Annotated in this window: 20 protein-coding genes; 17 read left to right on the forward strand and 3 right to left on the reverse strand. The window is 71.1% G+C overall.

The features are described 5' to 3' along the window. Window positions 1-3 precede the first annotated feature (3 nt). Window positions 4-681 carry a class I SAM-dependent methyltransferase gene (locus tag ABZX10_RS03365; RefSeq protein ID WP_355534515.1) on the forward strand — a complete coding sequence of 226 codons (678 nt, stop codon included), beginning with the start codon at window positions 4-6 and terminating at the stop codon, window positions 679-681. Between the two features lie 7 nt (window positions 682-688). Here the strand turns inward: ABZX10_RS03365 and ABZX10_RS03370 are convergent, their stop codons facing one another. Beyond that, entirely contained in the window at window positions 689-1,357 is a 669-nt protein-coding gene (locus tag ABZX10_RS03370) for a hypothetical protein (protein WP_355534517.1), read from the reverse strand. Further along, on the reverse strand, window positions 1,354-1,983 hold the full coding sequence (locus ABZX10_RS03375) for a helix-turn-helix domain-containing protein (protein WP_355534519.1): 630 nt from the start codon (window positions 1,981-1,983) through the stop codon (window positions 1,354-1,356). Before ABZX10_RS03375 ends, ABZX10_RS03370 begins: the two co-directional genes overlap by 4 nt. A 134-nt stretch (window positions 1,984-2,117) precedes the next feature. Between ABZX10_RS03375 and ABZX10_RS03380 the strand changes: the two genes are divergently transcribed. From ABZX10_RS03380 to ABZX10_RS03455, 16 genes are all read left to right on the forward strand, one after another. Then, the gene (locus ABZX10_RS03380; protein WP_355534521.1) at window positions 2,118-3,662 is read left to right on the forward strand and encodes an amino acid permease; all 1,545 of its coding nucleotides are present in this window, start codon (window positions 2,118-2,120) and stop codon (window positions 3,660-3,662) included. Window position 3,663: 1 nt separating this feature from the next. Continuing rightward, complete coding sequence (locus ABZX10_RS03385; protein ID WP_355534523.1) at window positions 3,664-4,506, forward strand: urea amidolyase associated protein UAAP1; 843 nt, start codon at window positions 3,664-3,666, stop codon at window positions 4,504-4,506. A gap of 28 nt (window positions 4,507-4,534) precedes the next feature. Next, window positions 4,535-5,134 (forward strand): urea amidolyase associated protein UAAP2, encoded by a 600-nt coding sequence (locus ABZX10_RS03390; protein ID WP_355534526.1) that lies wholly within the window; start codon window positions 4,535-4,537, stop codon window positions 5,132-5,134. Then, the gene (locus tag ABZX10_RS03395) at window positions 5,131-7,125 is read left to right on the forward strand and encodes a 5-oxoprolinase/urea amidolyase family protein (RefSeq protein ID WP_355534528.1); all 1,995 of its coding nucleotides are present in this window, start codon (window positions 5,131-5,133) and stop codon (window positions 7,123-7,125) included. The genes ABZX10_RS03390 and ABZX10_RS03395 overlap by 4 nt, the downstream gene beginning before the upstream one ends. After that, window positions 7,122-8,768, forward strand: coding sequence for an allophanate hydrolase (gene atzF / locus ABZX10_RS03400; protein ID WP_355534530.1), 1,647 nt, complete (start codon window positions 7,122-7,124; stop codon window positions 8,766-8,768). Before ABZX10_RS03395 ends, atzF begins: the two co-directional genes overlap by 4 nt. Before the next feature lie 82 nt (window positions 8,769-8,850). Then, window positions 8,851-9,132 carry a DUF1490 family protein gene (locus ABZX10_RS03405; protein WP_355534532.1) on the forward strand — a complete coding sequence of 94 codons (282 nt, stop codon included), beginning with the start codon at window positions 8,851-8,853 and terminating at the stop codon, window positions 9,130-9,132. Further along, window positions 9,132-11,333 carry a cation-translocating P-type ATPase gene (locus ABZX10_RS03410; protein WP_355534534.1) on the forward strand — a complete coding sequence of 734 codons (2,202 nt, stop codon included), beginning with the start codon at window positions 9,132-9,134 and terminating at the stop codon, window positions 11,331-11,333. Before ABZX10_RS03405 ends, ABZX10_RS03410 begins: the two co-directional genes overlap by 1 nt. Before the next feature lie 75 nt (window positions 11,334-11,408). After that, window positions 11,409-11,711, forward strand: coding sequence for an urease subunit gamma (locus tag ABZX10_RS03415; protein WP_355534536.1), 303 nt, complete (start codon window positions 11,409-11,411; stop codon window positions 11,709-11,711). A gap of 6 nt (window positions 11,712-11,717) precedes the next feature. Then, entirely contained in the window at window positions 11,718-12,071 is a 354-nt protein-coding gene (locus tag ABZX10_RS03420; RefSeq protein ID WP_355534538.1) for an urease subunit beta, read from the forward strand. Then, window positions 12,068-13,807: an urease subunit alpha gene (gene ureC / locus ABZX10_RS03425; protein WP_355534540.1), complete on the forward strand. Its 1,740-nt coding sequence runs from the start codon at window positions 12,068-12,070 to the stop codon at window positions 13,805-13,807. Before ABZX10_RS03420 ends, ureC begins: the two co-directional genes overlap by 4 nt. A gap of 10 nt (window positions 13,808-13,817) precedes the next feature. Then, the gene (gene ureE / locus ABZX10_RS03430) at window positions 13,818-14,303 is read left to right on the forward strand and encodes an urease accessory protein UreE (protein ID WP_355534542.1); all 486 of its coding nucleotides are present in this window, start codon (window positions 13,818-13,820) and stop codon (window positions 14,301-14,303) included. Then, the gene (locus tag ABZX10_RS03435) at window positions 14,300-15,049 is read left to right on the forward strand and encodes an urease accessory protein UreF (protein ID WP_355534544.1); all 750 of its coding nucleotides are present in this window, start codon (window positions 14,300-14,302) and stop codon (window positions 15,047-15,049) included. The genes ureE and ABZX10_RS03435 overlap by 4 nt, the downstream gene beginning before the upstream one ends. A 13-nt stretch (window positions 15,050-15,062) precedes the next feature. After that, complete coding sequence (ureG, locus tag ABZX10_RS03440) at window positions 15,063-15,674, forward strand: urease accessory protein UreG (RefSeq protein WP_168547755.1); 612 nt, start codon at window positions 15,063-15,065, stop codon at window positions 15,672-15,674. Next, on the forward strand, window positions 15,671-16,507 hold the full coding sequence (locus ABZX10_RS03445; RefSeq protein ID WP_355534547.1) for an urease accessory protein UreD: 837 nt from the start codon (window positions 15,671-15,673) through the stop codon (window positions 16,505-16,507). The genes ureG and ABZX10_RS03445 overlap by 4 nt, the downstream gene beginning before the upstream one ends. A 38-nt stretch (window positions 16,508-16,545) precedes the next feature. Next, window positions 16,546-17,649, forward strand: coding sequence for a HoxN/HupN/NixA family nickel/cobalt transporter (locus ABZX10_RS03450; RefSeq protein WP_355534848.1), 1,104 nt, complete (start codon window positions 16,546-16,548; stop codon window positions 17,647-17,649). 194 nt (window positions 17,650-17,843) lie between these two features. Then, complete coding sequence (locus tag ABZX10_RS03455; protein WP_355534549.1) at window positions 17,844-18,419, forward strand: GNAT family N-acetyltransferase; 576 nt, start codon at window positions 17,844-17,846, stop codon at window positions 18,417-18,419. A gap of 182 nt (window positions 18,420-18,601) precedes the next feature. On the opposite strand, the gene ABZX10_RS03460 is transcribed toward ABZX10_RS03455, so the two are convergent. Beyond that, a complete protein-coding gene (locus ABZX10_RS03460) occupies window positions 18,602-19,621 on the reverse strand; it encodes an LLM class flavin-dependent oxidoreductase (protein ID WP_355534551.1) in 1,020 nt (339 codons plus the stop codon). Between the last annotated feature and the right edge of the window lie 2 nt (window positions 19,622-19,623).

A 19,623-nucleotide genomic window follows, 5' to 3' on the forward strand; every position in this document is an offset into this window, starting at 1 on the left:
GTCATGACCGCACCGGATGGCTCGATGTTCGAGAACGCGTACCGAGGCGAGGCCGAGATGTTCGGCGGCGGTAAGCCCCCGTGGAGCATCGGCGAGACGCAGCCCGAGCTGGCCGCGCTGATCCGCGAGGGCCGCGTCCACGGCGAGGTCCTGGACGCGGGCTGCGGCGAGGGTGCGGTCTCGCTGGAGCTCGCGCAGCAGGGATTCACCACCGTCGGCCTCGACAACTCGCCGACCGCGATCGACCTGGCGCGGGCCGAGGCTGCGCGGCGGGGCGTCGCGAACGCCACGTTCGAGGTCGCCGACATCACCTCGTTCACCGGGTACGACGGCCGGTTCGGCACCGTCATCGACAGCACGCTGTACCACTCGCTCCCGGTCGAGGCCCGGGACGACTACCAGCGGTCGATCGTCCGCGCCGCGGCCCCGGGAGCGTCGTACTTCGCGCTCGTCTTCGACGTCGCCGGCGTACCCCGCGGCGGCCCCGGGCCGGCCGCGGTGACCGAGGACGAGCTGCGCAGCGTGGTCTCGACGTACTGGGAGATCGACGAGATCCGGCCCGCCCGCATCCACGCGAACCTGCCGCCCGCCGCTCCGGGATTCCGGATGGGGACCGGTGAGGTCGACGAGAAGGGACGCGCGGTGGTCCAGGCGTTCCTGTTGCTCGCGCATCTCGGTTGACGCGGAGCTACGCCGGTCCGGCGTCGCTCCCCGCGGTCGACGGTGCGGTGCCGCCGCAGCGCAGGTACCCCTTGAGGATGAAGCTGACCGAGAAGGCGATCACGCACACCGATTCGAGCCAGAAGAACAGATGGGTGCGCCGGTAGAACTCCGGCACCAGGGCGTTCAGCGCGACCATCGCGACGATCGCCACCCAGATCACGGCGCCGAGCCCGCGGTACAGGCGCGCCTGCCACGCCCGATCCGCGGGCACGTCGCTGGGGAACAGGAACACGGCGATCGCGCCGAGCAGCACGAACAGGATCCCGGCGCAGGTCAGGTGCACGGCCGCCCAGCGCAGGTCGACCGGCGTCGGATCCGGGGGAGCGGCGTGCACGAACGCGACGCCGAGCGCGGCGAGCCCGGCGATGGTGGTGAGGAAGTTCTCCACGCCCTTGTCGCCGAACCGGTACGCCAGGAGGAACACGCCGATCACGCACACCGCGCCGGTGAGGTACGGTCCGACGCCCGTGTAGTAGTACCCGCTCAGCGATTGCTGGACGTGCCGGCCGAGGACGCCCGCGGTGAACAGTACGATCGGCAGGCTCAGCCCGATCCAGCCGATCAGTGCTCGCAGGCGCCGGTACGTCATGGCGCTGTTCTCGCCCGCCGCCACCCGCACGCGCACGTCCATCACCGCACGACCTTCGCGATGCCCGCGCAGATCGCGTCCACCATCTGGGAGTTCCGCTGCGGATCCTCGGGCCCGACGGTGCCGTCCGAACGCAGGCCGATGACCGCCTCGACGAGGCGGAGCGGAAGGTGCGCGCGAGGATCCGTGGCGTCACCGATCACCCCGGCGGCCAGACGGTGGTAGTGCTGCGCGAGCTCGGTGCGGTCGGCGCGAAACGCTGCGAACGCCTCGCCCGAAACCTCGGGCAGGTGGTACAGCGCCCCCACGTTGAAGGTGCTCGAGAGCAGTTGACCCGCGTCGGACCGGGCGAGGGTGAGGAGCGCGTCCAGCGGATCGCGGCCCGACGCGGCGATCTCGCGCGCCATCGCCAGCGGCCCCTGCACGGTGGACTCGAGCAGAGCGCTGAGGATGAGGTCCTTCGTGGCGAAGTAGTGGTAGAGCGACGCCTGCCGGATTCCCACGGCCTCGGCGATGGCGCGCGTGGACGTCGCTGCGTAGCCGCGTGAGCTGAACAGCTCCGCTGCCGCGTCGAGGATCTCCTCCGCCGCGGTGTCGCCGGCGCGGCGAGCATCCGCCGCGCGTGGCCTTCCGCGTTTGCCCGACGACCGCTCCGAGTCCCGATTGCTCACGCTTGCAACGATACCCGGCGCGAAACATGCCCGTAGCATCGGTTTTCCAGCTGGCAACACGAGCGATACGCCGGCGTCTTCCCCGCGCTGTTTTCTATCACTTGACAGATAACAACGACCGGAAGTCGCCGCACATGACCGATACACAGGCACGGCACCACGATTCCGACGACCTCGCCGGCCTCGGTTACCAGCCGCAGCTGCGCCGCTCGCTGGGCACCTTCGCCTCGTTCGCCGCCGGGTTCTCCTTCGTGTCCATCCTCACCACCATCTTCCAGCTGTTCGGCCTCGGCTACTCGCTCGGTGGGGCCGCCTTCTTCTGGACCTGGCCGCTGGTCTACCTCGGCCAGTTCCTCGTGGCGCTGTGCTTCGCCGAGATGGCGGCCCGCTACCCGATCTCCGGCGCGATATATCAGTGGTCGCGGCGCCTCGGCGGCGAGGTGGTCGGGTGGTTCGGCGGCTGGTTCATGATCCTCGCGCAGATCGTCACCGCCGCGGCGGCCGCGATCGCGCTGCAGGTCGTGCTGCCCACCGTCTGGTCGGGCTTCCAGATCATCGGCGACGACCCGTCTCTCACCAGCTCCAGCGGCGCGGCCAACGCCGTCCTGCTCGGCACGGTCCTCCTGATCGTCACCACCGCCATCAACTGCATCGGCGTGCACTGGATGGGCCGCATCAACGCCATCGGCGTCACGTGCGAACTCGTCGGCGTGGTCGCCGTCATCGGGGCGCTGGCGATGCACGCCAGGCGCGGCCCGCAGGTCGTCTTCGACACCTCTCACGCGACCACGACCGGCTCGGGCGGCTACCTCGGCGCCTTCATCGTCTCCGGCCTCATGGCCGCGTACGTCATGGTCGGCTTCGGCTCGGCGGGCGAGCTCGCCGAGGAGACCGTCAACCCCCGTCGGGTTGCGCCGCGCACCATCCGGTTCGCCCTCACCGCCTCGGCGATCGGCGGCGGCCTCATGCTGATCACCGCCCTGATGGCCGCGCCCACACTGGGGGAGGAGCTCGCCGCCGGCGGCCTGCCGTACGTGCTCCAGTCCGTGCTCGGCTCGTTCTGGGGCAAGGTCCTCCTGGTCGACGTGGCCGTGGCCGTCTTCATCTGCACGCTCGCCATCCAGACCGCGTGCAGCCGCCTCATCTTCTCCATGGCCCGCGACCATCGGCTCCCGTTCTCGGAGCAGCTGTCCCGCGTGAACCCGCGCACTCAGGCGCCCGTCGCCCCGGCCGTGCTCATCGGCGTCCTCTGCGTCGCCGTCCTGCTGGTCAACGTGGGCAACCCCGCGATCTTCGCGACCCTTGCCAGCGTGTGCATCGTGCTCATCTATCTCGCCTACCTGTCGGTGACGGTGCCGATGCTCTACCAGCGGCTGCGCGGATGGCCGCACGGCGCCACCGTCCGCGACTCCGAGGGGACGCCGGTGTTCAGCCTGGGCCGCTGGGGCGTGCCGATCAACGCCGCCGCCGTCCTCTACGGCGGGGCGATGGTGATCAACCTCGCCTGGCCCCGCGCCGAGATCTACGACCCCACAGGCCAATCCCCGCTCCTGCAGTGGGCCGGCCCGATCACCGTCGCGGTCGTCGTGATCGCGGGCATCGCCTGCTTCCCGCGCCGCGCACACCCGCGCCCCGTCACCTCCCTCCTCCCGAACCTCCCCGCCACGAAAGGCATCTGACGTGACCGTCATCGCCGAGACCACCGCCACCACCCAGGGCGCCCGCGACCACGCCCGCTCCCAGGCCGACACCCGCGTCGAAGGCATGCCGACGGTGCCCGCCACCGCCTGGCCCGACCCGCCCGCGGGCGTGCCCGCCGATGCGCTCACGTGGGCGGAGACCGTCCCCGGCGGTCGCTACACGTCGAAGGTGCTGGCGCGCGGCACCCGAATCCGCCTGACCGACACCGTCGGCACCGCCTGCGCGAACGTCCTGCTCTGGCGCACCGACGCCCCCTGGGAGCGGCTCAACGTGGCCGACACCGTCAAGGTGCCGTGGCAGGCCTACCTCGGCGCGGGCCACCCGCTGCTCTCCGACCAGGGGCGCGTACTCGCCACCGTCGTCGCCGACCAATCCGGCCACCACGACGCCCTCTGCGGCACCACCACGCTCGTCACCAACACCGCCAAGTACGGTGCGGGGGAGGCGCATTCGGGTAGCCCCGCCGGACGCGAGCTGCTCGTGCTCGCCGCCGCCAAGCACGGCCTCACGCCCACCGACGTCGCCCCGTCCGTCTCCTTCTTCCACGGCGTCACTGTGCAGCCCGACGGTGCCCTCGCCTCCACCGGCAGCGCGGGGGCGGGGAAGGCGGTGGAGCTCGTGCTGCACCTGCCGTGCATCGTCGCCGTGGCGAACACCGCCCACCCGCTCGACCCGTCGCCGACCTTCGACACCGGCCTGCTCGAGGTGCTGGCCTGGCGCGCCGCCGACGACCTGGCCGCGCTCGTCGCCGCCCCCGATACCGACCCCGAATACCAGCGCGCCGTGGCGAACTCCGAAGACGCCCACCGCGCCGCGCACTGACCGCCGACCACCGACCGAAGGACCACCCATGATCGCCACCGTCACCCCGCGGGCGCCCTGGTCGGGCATCGTCCCCGCCGGCCACACCCTCACCATGACCGACCTGCACGGCAACCAGGCCGTCGACACCCTCTTCTACGGCGCCCACGACCACACCGTGCGCTACAGCGCCCAGCAGACGATCCTCGGCCGGGGCACCATCTTCCTCGGCGCCGGAACCGTGATCCGCGACCAGGAGTCGCGCCCGATGATGACCATCGTCGACGACGAGGTCGGTCACCACGACACCCTCGGCGGCGCCTGCTCGCAGGAGTCCAACACGCTGCGCTACGGCCACCACACCAAGCACCAGCACGCCTGCGTCGAGAACTTCCTCATCGAGGGCAGCCGGCACGGCCTCGGCAAGCGCGACCTGGTGGGCAACGTCAACTTCTACATGTACGTCCCCGTCGACCCCGACGGCACGCTCGGCATCGTCGACGGCCTCTCCGCCCCGGGGAAGAAGGTGGTGCTGCGCGCCGAGATCGACACGCTGGTGCTGATCTCCAACTGCCCGCAGATCAACAACCCCTGCAACGGCTTCGACCCCACCGCCGTCGAACTCGAGATCTCGGAGGCCGCCGCATGACTACCCTCACCGTCGTCCGCCCCGGCCCGATGACCACCGTGCAGGACTGGCCCGGCCGCGCCGGCTACTGGTCGATCGGCGTCCCGCCGTCCGGCCCGATGGACGACCTCTCCTTCCGCCTCGCCAACCTCGCCGTCGGCAACGACGGGGGCGCACCGGGATTCGAGTGCACCCTCGGCGGCCTCGCCGTCACCGTCGACGAACCCACCACGGTCGCGGTCACGGGCGCGCCCGTGACGGTCACGGTCGACGGGACGCCCGTCCCCACCTGGGCGCCCGTCGAACTCTTGCCCGGGCAGCAGCTCGCCGTCGGCGCCACCGGATCGCTCGGCATGCGCGTCTACCTCGCCGTCCGCGGCGGCGTGACGGTGCCCGACTACCTCGGCAGCGCCTCGACGTTCACGCTGGGGAAGTTCGGCGGCCACGACGGCCGGATCCTCACGGACGGCGACGAACTGCCCCTCGGCACCACCTCCACCGCCACCGCTCCGCGTCGCATCCTCGACGACGAGGTGCCCGCGTTCACCACCCAGTGGCAGCTCGCCGTCACCGTCGGGCCCCACTCCGCCCCCGAGTACTTCACGGAGGCCGACATCGCGACGCTCTACGACACGGCCTACGAGGTGCATTTCAACTCCGACCGCACCGGCGTCCGGCTCATCGGTCCCAAGCCGGAGTGGGCCCGCCCCGACGGCGGCGAGGCCGGCCTGCACCCGTCGAACATCCACGACAACGCCTACTCCGTGGGCGCACTCGACTTCACCGGCGACACCCCGATCCTGCTCGGCCCCGACGGACCCAGCCTGGGCGGCTTCGTCTGCCCCGTCACGGTGACCTCCGCCGACCGCTGGAAGCTGGGACAGCTGCGCCCCGGCGACGCGGTGCGCTTCGTCCCCGTCCGCGCCGCCGAGGCGGCATCGCCCGGTGTCGTCGGCACCGCGCGCCGCGCGAACCTGCCCGTCGTGCTGTCGGCGGGCGGCGATCCCGACGACGGGATCCTGGCCCGCTCGATGACCGCCGACGGCGAGACCACCATCACCTACCGCCGCTCGGGCGACGACAACATCCTCGTCGAGTACGGAGCCATGACGCTGGACCTGGAATCGCGGGCCCGGGTGTACGCCCTCGAGCAGCGGCTGCGCGCCGAGTCGCCGCACGGGCTGATCGAACTCACCGCCGGAGTGCGCAGCCTGCAGGTGAAGTTCGACCCGACCGCGCTGAGCCAGCCCGCGGCCCTCGACTGGATCCGCGAGGCGGAATCGCAGCTCCCCGCCGCGGACGACATGATCGTGCCGAGCCGCACCGTCTCCCTACCGCTGTCCTGGGACGACCCGAGCACCCGCGAGGCGATCGAGCGGTACGTCCTCGGCGTCCGCGGCGATGCGCCGTGGTGCCCGTGGAACATCGAGTTCATCCGCCGCATGAACGGCCTCGGCTCGGTCGAGGACGTGCAGCGGATCGTCTTCGACGCCTCCTACCTCGTGCTGGGCCTCGGCGACGTGTACCTCGGTGCGCCCGTGGCCGTCCCGCTCGACCCGCGCCACCGCCTGGTGACCACCAAGTACAACCCCGCCCGCACCTGGACGCCCGAGAACGCCGTCGGGATCGGCGGCGCGTACCTGTGCATTTACGGCATGGAGGGCCCCGGCGGCTACCAGTTCGTGGGCCGCACCACGCAGGTGTGGAACCACCGGCACCCGCACGCCGCCGGCGGCTTCGAGCCCGAACACCCGTGGTTGCTGCGGCACTTCGACCGGATCAGCTGGTACCCCGTGAGCACCGAGGAGCTCGCGGATCTGCGCGCCGATACCGCCGCCGGCCGCGGCACGGTGGACATCACCCCCGGATCCTTCTCCCTCTCCTCCCATCGAGCCTTCCTGGCCCGCGAGGCCGATGACATCGCCCGCGTGCAGTCGGCGATGGAGATCGCCCGCGACGAGGAACGCGGCCGCTGGGCCGCCGCCGGTGAATTCACGAGGAGCGCAGCATGACCCGCATCGCCGACATCTACCGGCGCATCGCCGCGGACGACCGCCCCGAGGTGTTCCTCGCGCTGCGGCCGGAGGCCGACGTCGCCGCCGACTACGCCGCGTCGCTCGCCGCGGGCGGGCCGCTCGCGGGCGTCGTCCTCGCCGTGAAGGACAACGTCGACGTGGCCGGCCTCCCGACCACCGCGGCCTGCCCCGGCTACGCCTACCGCCCCGAGGCGGACGTCGCGGCCGTCGCCGCCCTGCGCGCCGCCGGCGCCGTGGTGATCGGCAAGACGAATCTCGACCAGTTCGCCACCGGCCTCGTCGGCACTCGCAGCCCGTACGGTGCCGTGCGGGATTCCCGGCGGCCCGACCGCATCTCCGGCGGCTCGAGCTCCGGTTCCGCCGTCGCCGTGGCCCTCGACTACGCCGACATCGCGATCGGCACCGACACCGCGGGCTCGGGCCGCGTGCCCGCCGGGCTGCAGGGCATCGTCGGCATCAAGTCGACGATCGGCACCGTCAGCACCGACGGGGTCGTGCCCGCGTGCGCGTCGTACGACTGCGTCACGGTCTTCGCGCGCGACCTCGCCACGGCGAACCGCGCGATGGCGGTCATGGGCACCACCGGCACCCGCCGCTGGGCCGCCGACACCCGCTTCGCCGCCGCGCCCGACGCGGCGCTCGCGATCCCCGCCGAACTCCCAGGCCTGTCCGCCGTCTGGCGCGAGGCCTTCGACGGTGCCGTCGCCCGCGCCGAGGCGGCCGGGCTGCGGGTCAAGCCCGTCGACGTCTCCGAGCTGCTCGCCGCCGCGAAGCTCCTCTACGACGGCGCACTCGTCGCCGAGCGGTACAGCGCGGTGGGGGAGTTCGTCACGTCGGCGGGCGACGACGCTGGACTGGATCCGACGGTGGCCGGCATCGTGCGCGCCGCGGGCGAGGTTCCCGCGCACCGTCTGGCCGCCGACCAAGCGGACCTGCGCGCCATCGCCGTGCGGGCCGCTGCACTCTTCGACGACTTCGCCGGCCTCATGGTGCCGACGGTCCCGCGGCACCCGACCCTCGCCGAGGTGGCCGCCGACCCGGTCGGCGTGAACTCGGCGATGGGGACGTACACCAACTTCTGCAACCTCCTCGATCTGTGCGGCGTCGCCGTCCCGGCGGGGGAGACCGCGGACGGCGCGCAGTTCGGCATCACGGTGCTCGCGCCCGCCGGGCACGACGGGGTCGCGCTCGACCTCGCCGCCCGGATCACCGGCGCGGCGCCCGTGGCGCCGTGGAACCTGGGACTCGCCGGCGCGGTCGAGCTGGCCGTCTTCGGCGCGCACCTGCGCGGCCAACCGCTCGAGTACGAGCTGACCTCGCTCGGGGCGCAGTGGGCGGGCCGGATCCGGACCGCCGACGAGTACCGGCTGGTCGAACTGGCGACGACGCCGCCCAAGCCCGGCCTCGTCCACGACGCCGAGCACGGCCGCGGCATTCGCGGCGAGCTCTGGCGACTCGCACCCGCGGCGCTCGGGACGTTCCTCACTCGACTACCCGCACCCATGACCCTCGGTTCGGTGGTGCTCGCCGACGGCCGCGCCGTGGTGGGTTTCAGCTGCCACGCCTCCGCACTGAGCGACGCCCGCGAACTCGACGTGGACCATTGGCTCGATCGGTGACCGGGATCCCGCCGTCCCGCGGTACGCTGTTGGAAACGATATTCGATAGGTGGCGAGAGCCGCCCGACGAAGGGACGATCCGATGGTGGTACAGGCGGTACTCCTCAAGGCGGGCTCAGCGCTCGTGACCGGTCTCGTCGGCGCCGCGGCGTACGAGGCGACGAAGAAGGCTCTCGCCAAGGCGCCCCTGCGCGAGGGTGCGGTCGCCGCGACGGCACTGGGGCTCAAGGGCAGCCGGAAGGCCGAGGAGGTCGCCGAGAACGTGCGACTGAACGCCGCGGACATCCTGGCCGAGGCCAAGGAGCGGGTCGGTGAGGAGTCGACCCCACCGACGACCGGCACCGCGCACGACCACGACCACTGATGACCGCGCTGTCCGAGCCGGCAGGGCGCGTCGTCTCGCAGGCCGCCGGTCGGCTGCGGTGGGTGCTCGATGATCTCGTCGGAGCGACGCCGCAACGCCGTATCGCGGTCGAGGACGCGGTGCTGGCGATCCCCGGGGTGCGTGCGGCGCATGCGTACAGCCACACCGGGTCCCTCGTGGTCTGGCATCGCAGCGACGTCGATCCGGCGAGCATCGCCGTGGCCGCCGCGGAGGGGCTCGCCGCCGACGCCTCCCTCGTCGTCCGGCACGCTCCGCACTCGGCGGACGTGACCAACGCGGATCTGCTCCGGATGGGTCTCGGCGCCGCGGCCCTGGTGCTCCTCGGACTCCGCCGCTACGGCTTCCGCCGACCGCCATTGCTCGGGCCCGGTACGCGGACCGCGGCGACCGCGATCACCGTGTTCACCGGCTACCCGTTCCTGCGCGGCGCCCTGCGGTCGTTGCGCGGTGGGCGCGCCGGCACGGACGCTCTCGTCTCGGCCGCCACGATCGCGAGCCTGCTACTGCGCGAGAACGTCGTCGCGCTCACGGTGCTGTGGCTCCTCAACATCGGCGAGTTCCTCCAGGATCTCACGCTGCGCCGGACCCGCCGGGCCATCTCGGACCTGCTCCGCGGGAACACCGATTCGGCGTGGCTGCGGCTCGCCGACGGGGCGGAGGTACAGGTCCCGATCGACGCGCTCGACGTCGGCGACGTCGTCATCGTGCACGACCACGTGGCGGTCCCCGTGGACGGCGTCGTGATCGACGGGCTCGCCGTTGTGGACCAGGCGGCGCTCACCGGGGAGACGCTCCCCGTCACGATCGAGCCGGGTGCGAGCGTGCACGCGGGAGCGGTGGTCGTCTCGGGGCGCCTCGTCGTGCGCGCCACGGCCGTGGGCGCCGACACCGCGATCGGGCGCATCATCGAGCGGGTCGAGGAAGCCGAGCGGGACCGGGCGCCGATCCAGACCGTCGGGGACAACTTCTCCCGCCGCTTCGTCCCCGGTTCGTTCCTCCTGTCCGGCCTCACCCTGCTCGTGACCCGGGATCTGCGTCGTGCGATGACGATGCTGCTCATCGCGTGCCCCTGCGCCGTGGGCCTGTCGACGCCCACGGCGATCAGTGGCGCGATCGGCAACGGTGCGCGACGCGGCATCCTCATCAAGGGCGGCTCGCACCTCGAGGCGGCGGGCTCGGTCACGGCCGTGGTCTTCGATAAGACCGGCACACTGACCACGGGACGCCCGGTGGTGACCAACGTGGTCTCGTTCCGCGACGACTGGACGCCGGAACAGGTGCTCGCGCACGCGGCCAGCTCCGAGATCCACTCCCGGCACCCGCTGGCGGAGGCCGTCATCCGCTCCACGGAGGAGCGGCACATCGAGATCCCGAGCCACGCGGAGTGCGAGGTGCTCGTGGGGCTCGGAATGCGGACCCAGGCCGAGGACGGCCGGGTGCTCCTCCTCGGCAGTCCGGCGCTGCTGGAGCAGCACGGCGTGGCTGTGGGCGCCGACGCCGCGCGGTGGGTCGACCGGCTCCGCGCCGAGTGCGAGACACCGCTGCTCCTCGCGGTGGACGGTGCCCTGACCGGCCTCGTCAGCCTGCGCGACGAGGTGCGACCCGAGGCGGCGGAGACCCTCGCCGCCGTCGCGGCCGCAGGCATCGGCACCGTCGTCATGTTGACGGGCGATCACCCGGCGACGGCCGCCGCGATCGCCGCGGAGCTGGGCATCACCCGCTGGCGCGCGGAGGTGATGCCCGAGGACAAGCTCGCCGAAGTCCGCGCACTGCAGGACCAGGGCCACGTCGTTGCGATGGTGGGGGACGGCGTCAACGACGCGCCCGCGCTCGCTGCGGCGGACGTGGGAATCGCGATGGGTCTCGCGGGGACCGACGTGGCGGTGGAGACCGCCGATGTGGCGCTGGCCGGCGACGACCTCCGCAACGTGCTCGACGTGGTCGACCTGGGCCGCAGGGCCGTCGACGTGATCCGCCAGAACTACGGCATGTCGATCGCGGTCAACTCGGTCGGCCTCCTCGTCGGCGCGGGCGGCGCCCTCTCGCCCGTTCTGGCCGCGATCCTGCACAACGCCTCGTCCGTCGCGGTGGTGGTGAACAGTTCTCGGCTGATCCGCTACCGGCTCGCGGAGGATGCGGTCGCGGCGTCCTCGCGTCGGTCCGACGAAGGCGTTCGTTAACTTCGTGTTTCGACGTTGTTGCGCCTGGTGATCTGGCTTGACTGCCACGGGTGCAAAGGATTTGAGTGAATTCTCATGCACCTCTTGCCTCGAGAGCAGGACAAACTGCTCATAGTGGTCGCCGCGGACCTCGCGCGCCGGCGCCAGGCCCGCGGGCTCAAGCTGAATTATCCCGAGGCCGTCGCGATCATCACGTACGAGCTCGTCGAGGGCGCCCGCGACGGCCGGAGCGTGGCCGACCTCATGGCCTACGGCGCCACCGTCCTGTCCCGCGACGACGTCATGGAGGGCGTGCCCGAGATGATCCACGACGTCCAGGTCGAGGCCACGTTCCCCGACGGCACCAAGCTCGTCACCGTCCACCACCCGATCCGGTAGGCGCGCATGATCCCCGGAGAACTCCGCCTCGCCGCCGCGCCGATCACCGGCAACGCCGGCCGGCCCACGCGCACCGTCCGCGTCGTCAACACCGGCGACCGTCCGATCCAGGTCGGCTCGCACTTCCACTTCGCCGAGGCCAACGCGGCCCTGGACTTCGACCGTGCTGCGGCGTACGGCCACCGTCTGGACATCCCGTCCGGGACCGCCGTGCGGTTCGAGCCCGGCGACGGCAAGACGGTGGGTCTGGTCGCCCTCGCGGGAACCCGCGAGGTCCACGGGCTCGCCAATCGCGTCAACGGCCCGCTCGAGACGTCCGACGGTGTGCCCGCCGCGCCCGGGAACGGGGGAGCACGATGAGCTTCGAACTGAGTCGGCGGGAGTACTCCGACCTCTACGGCCCGACGGTCGGCGATGCCGTCCGCCTCGCCGACACCGACCTGTTCGCGGTCGTCGAGCGCGATCTCACCGTGTACGGGGAGGAGGTCGTCTTCGGCGGCGGCAAGGTGATCCGCGACGGCATGGGCGAGAACGGCGTGCTCACCCGGGAGGGCTCGTCGACCACCGGGCCGATCCCCGACACCGTCATCACCAACGCCCTGATCATCGACCACACGGGCATCGTCAAAGCCGATGTCGCGCTGCGGGACGGGCACATCCTCACCATCGGGAAGGCCGGCAACCCGCAGATCTCCGACGGGGTGAGCATCACCATCGGCGCCGCGACCGAGATCATCGCGGGGGAGGGGCGCATCCTCACCGCCGGCGGCATCGACACGCACATCCACTTCATCAGCGCCCAGCAGATCGACACCGCCCTCAACTCCGGCATCACCACCATGATCGGCGGCGGCACCGGCCCCGCCGCCGGCACCAATGCCACCACCGTGACACCCGGGCCCTGGCACATCGCGCGCATGCTGCAGGCCCTCGACGACGTGCCCATGAACATCGGGCTGCTCGGCAAGGGGCACGCGGGCGCGACCGAGCCGCTCGCCGAACAGATCCGGGCCGGCGCGATCGGTCTCAAGGTGCACGAGGACTGGGGCTCGACGACCGCCTCGATCGACAACTCGCTGACGGTCGCCGACGAGTACGACGTGCAGGTCGCGATCCACACGGACACCCTCAACGAGTGCGGCTTCCTCGAGGACACCGTCGCCGCGATCGACGGCCGCGTGATCCACACCTTCCACACCGAGGGCGCGGGCGGCGGCCACGCGCCCGACATCATCGCCATCGCGGGCCACCCGAACGTGCTTCCCGCGTCGACCAATCCGACGCTCCCGTTCACGCAGAACACCATCGTCGAGCACCTCGACATGCTCATGGTGTGCCATCACCTCAACCCCGACATCCCCGAGGACCTGGCGTTCGCGGACTCCCGCATCCGGCCCGAAACCATTGCGGCCGAGGGCGTGCTGCACGACATGGGCGTCATCTCCATCACCTCGTCCGACTCGCAGGCGATGGGCCGAGTGGGCGAGGTGATCACCCGCACCTGGCAGCTCGCCGACTCGATGAAGCGCCAGCGCGGCCCGCTCGGCGACGATGCGGAGCGGTTCTCGGGCGCCGGCGATAACGCGCGGATCAAGCGGTACGTCGCGAAGTACACGATCAATCCGGCTCTCGCGCAGGGTATCGCCGAGTACGTGGGCAGTGTGGAGGAGGGCAAGTTCGCCGACCTCGTGCTGTGGAATCCCGCCTTCTTCGGGGTCAAACCCGATCTGGTGCTCAAGGGCGGTCAGATCGCCACGGCGCTCATGGGCGACGCCAATGCCTCGATCCCCACGCCGCAGCCGCGCACCATGCGGCCGCAGTTCGGATCGATGGGGTCCGCGGTGCACGACGCCGCGATCACCTTCCTCTCCACCGCCGCGGCGGAATCCGGAGTGGCGGCGGAACTCGGGCTGCGCAAGCGCACCCTACCGGTCCGCGGGATCCGCACGTTGCGCAAGCAGGACCTGCCGCACAACGGTGCGACGCCCGACATCACCGTCGATCCCGAGACCTACGTCGTCACCGTCGACGGTGCCCCCGTCCGGTCCGAGCCCTCGTCGTCCCTGCCCATGACGCAGCGCTACTTCTTGTTCTGAGAGGCGGAACGTGATCATCGAGACCATCACCGGCAACCTCGCCGACCTGGCACCGTCCGACCTCGACGGCGTGCACGTCGAACGCGTGCCGCTCGCCGGCGCGGACCTGGTCAAGCGGATCCAGCGCGTGCGCACCGACCACGACCGGGAGATCGGACTGCGCCTGGCCGCGCCCGCCGGCCCCGACGGCGACCTGCGCGACGGCGACATCCTGCACCGCGACGCCGCGAACATCATCGCGGTGCGGGTGCTCTCCACCGACGTGCTGGTGATCGCGCCGCGCACCGTCACCGAGATGGGGCGCACCGCACACGGACTCGGCAACCGCCATCTGCAGGCCCAGTTCTTCGACGCGGACTCCGAGTACAGAGCAGAGGTGATGGTGGTCCAGTACGACCACACCGTCGAGGACTACCTCGCGCATCACGGCGTGCCGTTCACCCGCCAGCACCGGGTGCTTCCCACACCGTTCCGGCACGCGGAGCACACGCATTGAACACTGTTACGAACGGAGAAACCGCAGGTCACGGTGGGCATGAACGGTGTTCAATCGGGGAGGCGGGGTACCTGCTGCCGCTGCTGCAACTGAGCGACTCCGCCCTGCCGACCGGCGCGTTCAGCCACTCCTTCGGGATGGAGGCGTACCTCGCGGACGGAACGATCGTCGACGAGGCGAGTTTCGCGGTGTGGTTGCGCGCGTACGTCTCCCGGCAGCTCGCGTACGCCGACGGTGCCGCGATCCGGTTCGGGTACGAGGCGCTGCACCTCGGTGATCTCGACGGGGTGTGGCGGATCGACCGGCTCCTCGCGGCGCTGACGCTGCCGGAGCAGGTCCGCGCCGCGGCGGGCACGATCGGCCGGCGCACCGCCGAGGTCGGCACCGTGGTGGCGCCCGCGTCGTTCCTCGGCGACTACCTCGTCGAGCTGGATGCCGGCCGCTGCCACGGGCATCCGGCCGTGGCGTTCGCGCTGCTCGCGCACGCGGTGGGAACGCCCGTGACGACCGCGATCGAGGCGCACCTGTTCGCCGCCGTCACGTCGCTGACCCAGAACGCGGTGCGCGCCATCCCGATCGGTCAGACGGCGGGCCAGCGGGTGCAGCGCGGGATGCATGACGTGGTGGCCGCCGCGGTCGCCACCGCCATGACCCTGACCGAAGACGACCTGGGCGCGACACCGCCCGGGCTCGAGATCGCCCAGATGCGGCATCGGCGCCAGCGGGCGCGGATGTTCATGAGCTAGGAGGAACTCTTTCATGACGACGATCCGGATCGGTGTCGGCGGCCCCGTCGGGGCGGGCAAGACGCAGTTGGTGGAACGGATCACCCGCCACCTCGACGGCGAGGTGTCGATGGCGGCGATCACCAACGACATCTACACCACCGAGGACGCGAAGATCCTGGCGCGCAACAGCGTTCTGCCCGGCGACCGCATCGTCGGCATCGAGACGGGCGGCTGCCCGCACACCGCGATCCGCGAGGACACGTCGATGAACGAGGCCGCGGTGTCGCGGCTCGTGGCCGCCCACCCCGATCTGCAGATCGTCTTCATCGAGAGCGGCGGCGACAACCTCTCCGCGACCTTCAGCCCCGAGCTGGTGGACTTCTCGATCTACCTCATCGACGTGGCGCAGGGCGAGGAGATCCCGCGCAAGGCCGGGCAGGGCATGATCAAGTCGGACCTGTTCGTGATCAACAAGACCGACCTGGCGCCCTATGTCGGCGCGGACCTGTCCGTCATGGCCGCCGACTCCAAGGTGTTCCGCGGCGAGCGTCCGTTCTGCATGACCAACCTCAAGACCGACGAGGGGCTGGACGGCGTCCTGGAATGGATCCGCCGCGACGTCCTCATGCTCGACCTCGCATGAACGGTGCTCCCGCGCAGGCCCGCACCGGCGAACTGGCCCTGACCCTCGCGCCGCGAGGGCCGCGCACCGTCGCCGTGGCGCAACGGCACGCGGGCACCCTGCAGACCCTGCGACCCCTGTACCTCGACGACTCCGGGCAGGTCACCTACCACGTGGTGAACCCCGGCGGCGGTTGCCTGCGCGGCGACACCTACGCGATCGACATCGACCTCGAGGCCGGTGCCCGCGCCGTGGTCACCACACAGTCGGCGACCAAGGTCTACCGCACGCCCGACGGTGCCGCGGCCCAGCAAATGCGGATCCGGCTCGGCCCCGGTGCCGTCCTCGAGTACGTGCCCGACGCGCTGATCCTCTACCGCGAGGCCACCTACCGGCAGACCTGCACCGTCGAGCTCGACGAGTCCGCGTCGCTGGTACTGGCCGAGGTCGTCACGCCCGGTTGGTCGCCCGACGGTGCGCGGTTCCGCTACGACGAGCTGCGCATGCGCACCGAGATCCACCGCGGGGGAGCGCTGCTCGCGGTGGACAACCTGCTCATCGAGCCGGGCTGCGCGGACCCGTTCGGGACCGGCTTCCTCGACGGGTGGACCCATGTCGGCTCGCTCACCGCGGTGGATCCGCGGGTCGACGAGGCCCTGCTCGACGAGGTGCACGCGCTCACCGAGGCCGCCGGTGCGGTGCGCAGCGGCCTCACCGCGCTCGCCGGACCGGGGTTCGTGCTGCGCTGCTTCGGGGACGACACCGCCGAGCTGGCCGGCCTGTTCGACGCCGTCATCGCGCTGCTCCGGTCGCGATGGACCGGACAGGCGCCCCTGAACCTGCGAAAGTACTGAAGGTGGAATCCGTGACCAACGCGAGCATCGCGCACCGTCTGCGCCCGGCGTGGGCCGCCCTCGGCGCCGGCGATCGGCGGTCCCTGTTCGGCATGACCGCCACGGTGGTGGCCCTCCATATCGTGGGCTTCGGAGCCCTGGTGCTGCTGATCGAGCCCGGGCACTACCGGATCGGCGGCGGCGGCGAGTTCACCGTCGGAATCGGCCTGTTGGCCTACACCTTCGGCCTCCGGCACGCCTTCGACGCCGACCACATCGCCGCGATCGACAACACTACCCGCAAGCTCCTCGCCGACCGGGAGACGCGCATCTCCGCGGGGGAGCGGAACCCGAGACGGCCGCTGTCGGTGGGCTTCTGGTTCTCGCTGGGGCACTCGACCGTCGTCTTCGGGCTGTCCGCGCTGCTGGCGCTCGGCGTGCGCGCACTCGTCGGCCCGGTGGAGGATGCCAACTCCACGATGCAGACGGTGCTCGGCCTCATCGGCACGTCGGTGTCCGGGGTCTTCCTCTGGATCCTCGGCATCATCAACCTGGTGGTGCTCGTCGGTATCGTGCGGGTGTTCCGGGACATGCGTACCGGCCGCTACGACGAGGCCGAGCTCGAGGACCGGCTGAACCAGCGCGGCCTCATGAGCCGCCTGCTGCGCGGCGTGTCCGGTTCGGTCCGCAAACCCTGGCACATCTACCCGATCGGGGTGCTGTTCGGCCTCGGCTTCGACACCGCGACCGAGGTGGGCCTGCTCGTCCTCGCGGGCGGCATGGCCGCGTTCACCCTGCCCTTCTACTGCATCCTCGTGCTGCCGGTGCTCTTCGCGGCCGGGATGTCGCTGCTGGACTCCGTGGACGGCGTCTTCATGAACGTCGCCTATGGCTGGGCCTTCGCCAAGCCGGTGCGGAAGGTCTACTACAACATCACGATCACCTCGCTGTCCGTCGCCGTGGCGCTGGCGATCGGCACCGTCGAACTGCTCGGCGTGCTCGCCGAGCGGACGCATGTGGACTCGGGACCGCTCGCCTGGGTGGCGTCGATCGACCTGGACTACGCGGGTTTCGTGATCGTGGGGCTGTTCGTCGCGGTGTGGGCCGTCGCGCTGCTGATCTGGCGCTACGGGCGGATCGAGGACCGGTGGGCCGCGCGCTGAGTGCGTGCGGGCGGGTGGGGGCGCACCCGGATGAGGGGATGTGGTCGCATCGAGCAGCCATGCGCGGCGCGCATGGCTTCGAATTTGCAGGTCAAGCATTGTTTCTGACGCCGAGGCGATGCGGCGCGCGCACGGGGTGATGACGCGGAGATGAACCCGACCATTCGGATGTGCAGGTGCGCTAGCGTGAGTCCGTGAGTGGAATCGACGTGCGGGCCGCCGACGTGTTCGAGGACGTGCGGGCGGTCCTGGGGCCGAAGCAGGAGACGTCCAGTAACTGCTTCTGCCTCAGCTATCGGATCGGTTCGAAGGAGAACCAGGCGCTGCGCGGTCCGGCCCGATTCGAGCGGGTGCGGGGCCTCTGTGCGGAGGACCCGCCCCCCGGCGTCCTCGCTTACGACGGTGCCGAACCCGTCGGCTGGGCCGCCATCCACCCGCGGGCGGACACCAGCTTCGCGACGAACCGCCGGATCCCACACGTCGACGATCACGTGGAGCCCTGGTCGCTGTGGTGCGTGCGGGTGCGGCCCGGTCATCGCAAGCAGGGGATCAGCCACCATCTCGTCGCCGGCGCCGTCCGGTTCGCCCGCGCGAACGGGGCGAGCGTGGTCGAGGCGTACCCCGTCGACAATCAGGGCGCGAAGGTCGACCTCACGATGGCCTACGTCGGCACCCGCGCGCTGTTCGAGCGCGCCGGTTTCGAGTACGTCATGGACACGAAATCGGTGCTGAACGGCTTCACCAGGGTCCTGATGCGGTATACGACCTGAGCCGGCCGCCGACTGCGCGTGACTACCGCCGGCATCCGGCGTCCCGCGGGGAGTTCTCACTCAGGCGGTGGTTGCAACCGGATGTTCGGTGAAAAGTTCCCGCGGGAGGAGCAACCCGGCCGATTCGTCACAGCTACGCCGTTCGCCGTGACGATCGGCCTCAGCGGGCTCGGCGCGTGGCGTCACTTCCAGCCGAGGGCCGGGGCCACGTCCTTGACCAGGGACTGCAGCAGGCGGGTGTTGTACTCGACGCCCAGCTGATTCGGCACCGTCACCAGCACGGTGTCTGACTCGGCGATGGCCTCGTCGTCGCGGAGCTGCTCGACGAGCTCGTCCGGCTCGCCGGCGTAGGTGCGGCCGAAGACGGCACGGAAGTCGTCGATCACGCCGAACTGGTCGTCGCTGGAGCGCTCGTGTCCGAAGTATGCGCGACTCTCGTCGTCGATGATCGGCATGATGCTGCGGCTCACCGAGACGCGCGGCTCGTGATCATGCCCGGCCTCCGCCCAGGCCTCGCGGAACCTCCGGATCTGCTTCGCCTGTTGCACGTGAAAGGGCTCGCCCGACTCGTCGGTCTTCAGCGTCGAGCTCATGAGGTTCATGCCCAGCTTCGCCGCCCACTCGGCGGTGGCGTCCGACGCGGCGCCCCACCAGATCCGGTCCCGCAGCGTCGGCGAATGCGGCTCGACGCGCAGCAGCCCGGGCGGGTTCGGGAACATCGGCCGCGGGTTCGGCTGCGCGAAGCCGCTGCCCTCGAGCACCTTGAGCAGCACCTCGGTGTGTTCGCGCCCCATGTCGGCGTCCGTCTTACCCTCGCCGGGCTGGTAGCCGAAGTACTTGTAGCCCTCGATCACCTGCTCCGGCGATCCGCGGCTCACGCCGAGCTGCAGTCGCTCGCCCGCGATGAGGTCGGCGGCTCCCGCGTCCTCGGCCATGTACAGCGGGTTCTCGTAGCGCATGTCGATCACGCCGGTGCCGATCTCGATCCGCGAGGTCCGCGCCCCCACGGCCGCCAGCAGCGGGAACGGCGAGCCGAGCTGCCGCGCGAAGTGGTGGACGCGGAAGTACGCGCCGTCGGCTCCCACCTCCTCGGCCGCCACCGCGAGATCGATCGACTGATGCAGGACGTCGGCCGCGGACCGGGTCCGCGAACCGGGTGAGTCGGTCCAGTGACCGAAGGACAGGAAGCCGATCTTCTTCATGG

Source organism: Tsukamurella sp. NPDC003166 (assembly GCF_040611135.1).
GTDB lineage: Bacteria > Actinomycetota > Actinomycetes > Mycobacteriales > Mycobacteriaceae > Tsukamurella.

Bases quoted from the DNA above. Each gene is read 5' to 3' on its own strand.
- ABZX10_RS03460 (WP_355534551.1), bottom strand. From the start codon at position 19,621: ATGAAGAAGATCGGCTTCCTGTCCTTCGGTCACTGGACCGACTCACCC.
- ABZX10_RS03380 (WP_355534521.1), top strand. From the start codon at position 2,118: ATGACCGATACACAGGCACGGCACCACGATTCCGACGACCTCGCCGGC.
- ABZX10_RS03365 (WP_355534515.1), top strand. From the start codon at position 4: ATGACCGCACCGGATGGCTCGATGTTCGAGAACGCGTACCGAGGCGAG.
- ABZX10_RS03420 (WP_355534538.1), top strand. From the start codon at position 11,718: ATGATCCCCGGAGAACTCCGCCTCGCCGCCGCGCCGATCACCGGCAAC.
- ureC (WP_355534540.1), top strand. From the start codon at position 12,068: ATGAGCTTCGAACTGAGTCGGCGGGAGTACTCCGACCTCTACGGCCCG.
- ABZX10_RS03415 (WP_355534536.1), top strand. From the start codon at position 11,409: ATGCACCTCTTGCCTCGAGAGCAGGACAAACTGCTCATAGTGGTCGCC.
- ABZX10_RS03445 (WP_355534547.1), top strand. From the start codon at position 15,671: ATGAACGGTGCTCCCGCGCAGGCCCGCACCGGCGAACTGGCCCTGACC.
- atzF (WP_355534530.1), top strand. From the start codon at position 7,122: ATGACCCGCATCGCCGACATCTACCGGCGCATCGCCGCGGACGACCGC.
- ABZX10_RS03405 (WP_355534532.1), top strand. From the start codon at position 8,851: ATGGTGGTACAGGCGGTACTCCTCAAGGCGGGCTCAGCGCTCGTGACC.
- ureG (WP_168547755.1), top strand. From the start codon at position 15,063: ATGACGACGATCCGGATCGGTGTCGGCGGCCCCGTCGGGGCGGGCAAG.
- ABZX10_RS03410 (WP_355534534.1), top strand. From the start codon at position 9,132: ATGACCGCGCTGTCCGAGCCGGCAGGGCGCGTCGTCTCGCAGGCCGCC.
- ABZX10_RS03395 (WP_355534528.1), top strand. From the start codon at position 5,131: ATGACTACCCTCACCGTCGTCCGCCCCGGCCCGATGACCACCGTGCAG.
- ABZX10_RS03390 (WP_355534526.1), top strand. From the start codon at position 4,535: ATGATCGCCACCGTCACCCCGCGGGCGCCCTGGTCGGGCATCGTCCCC.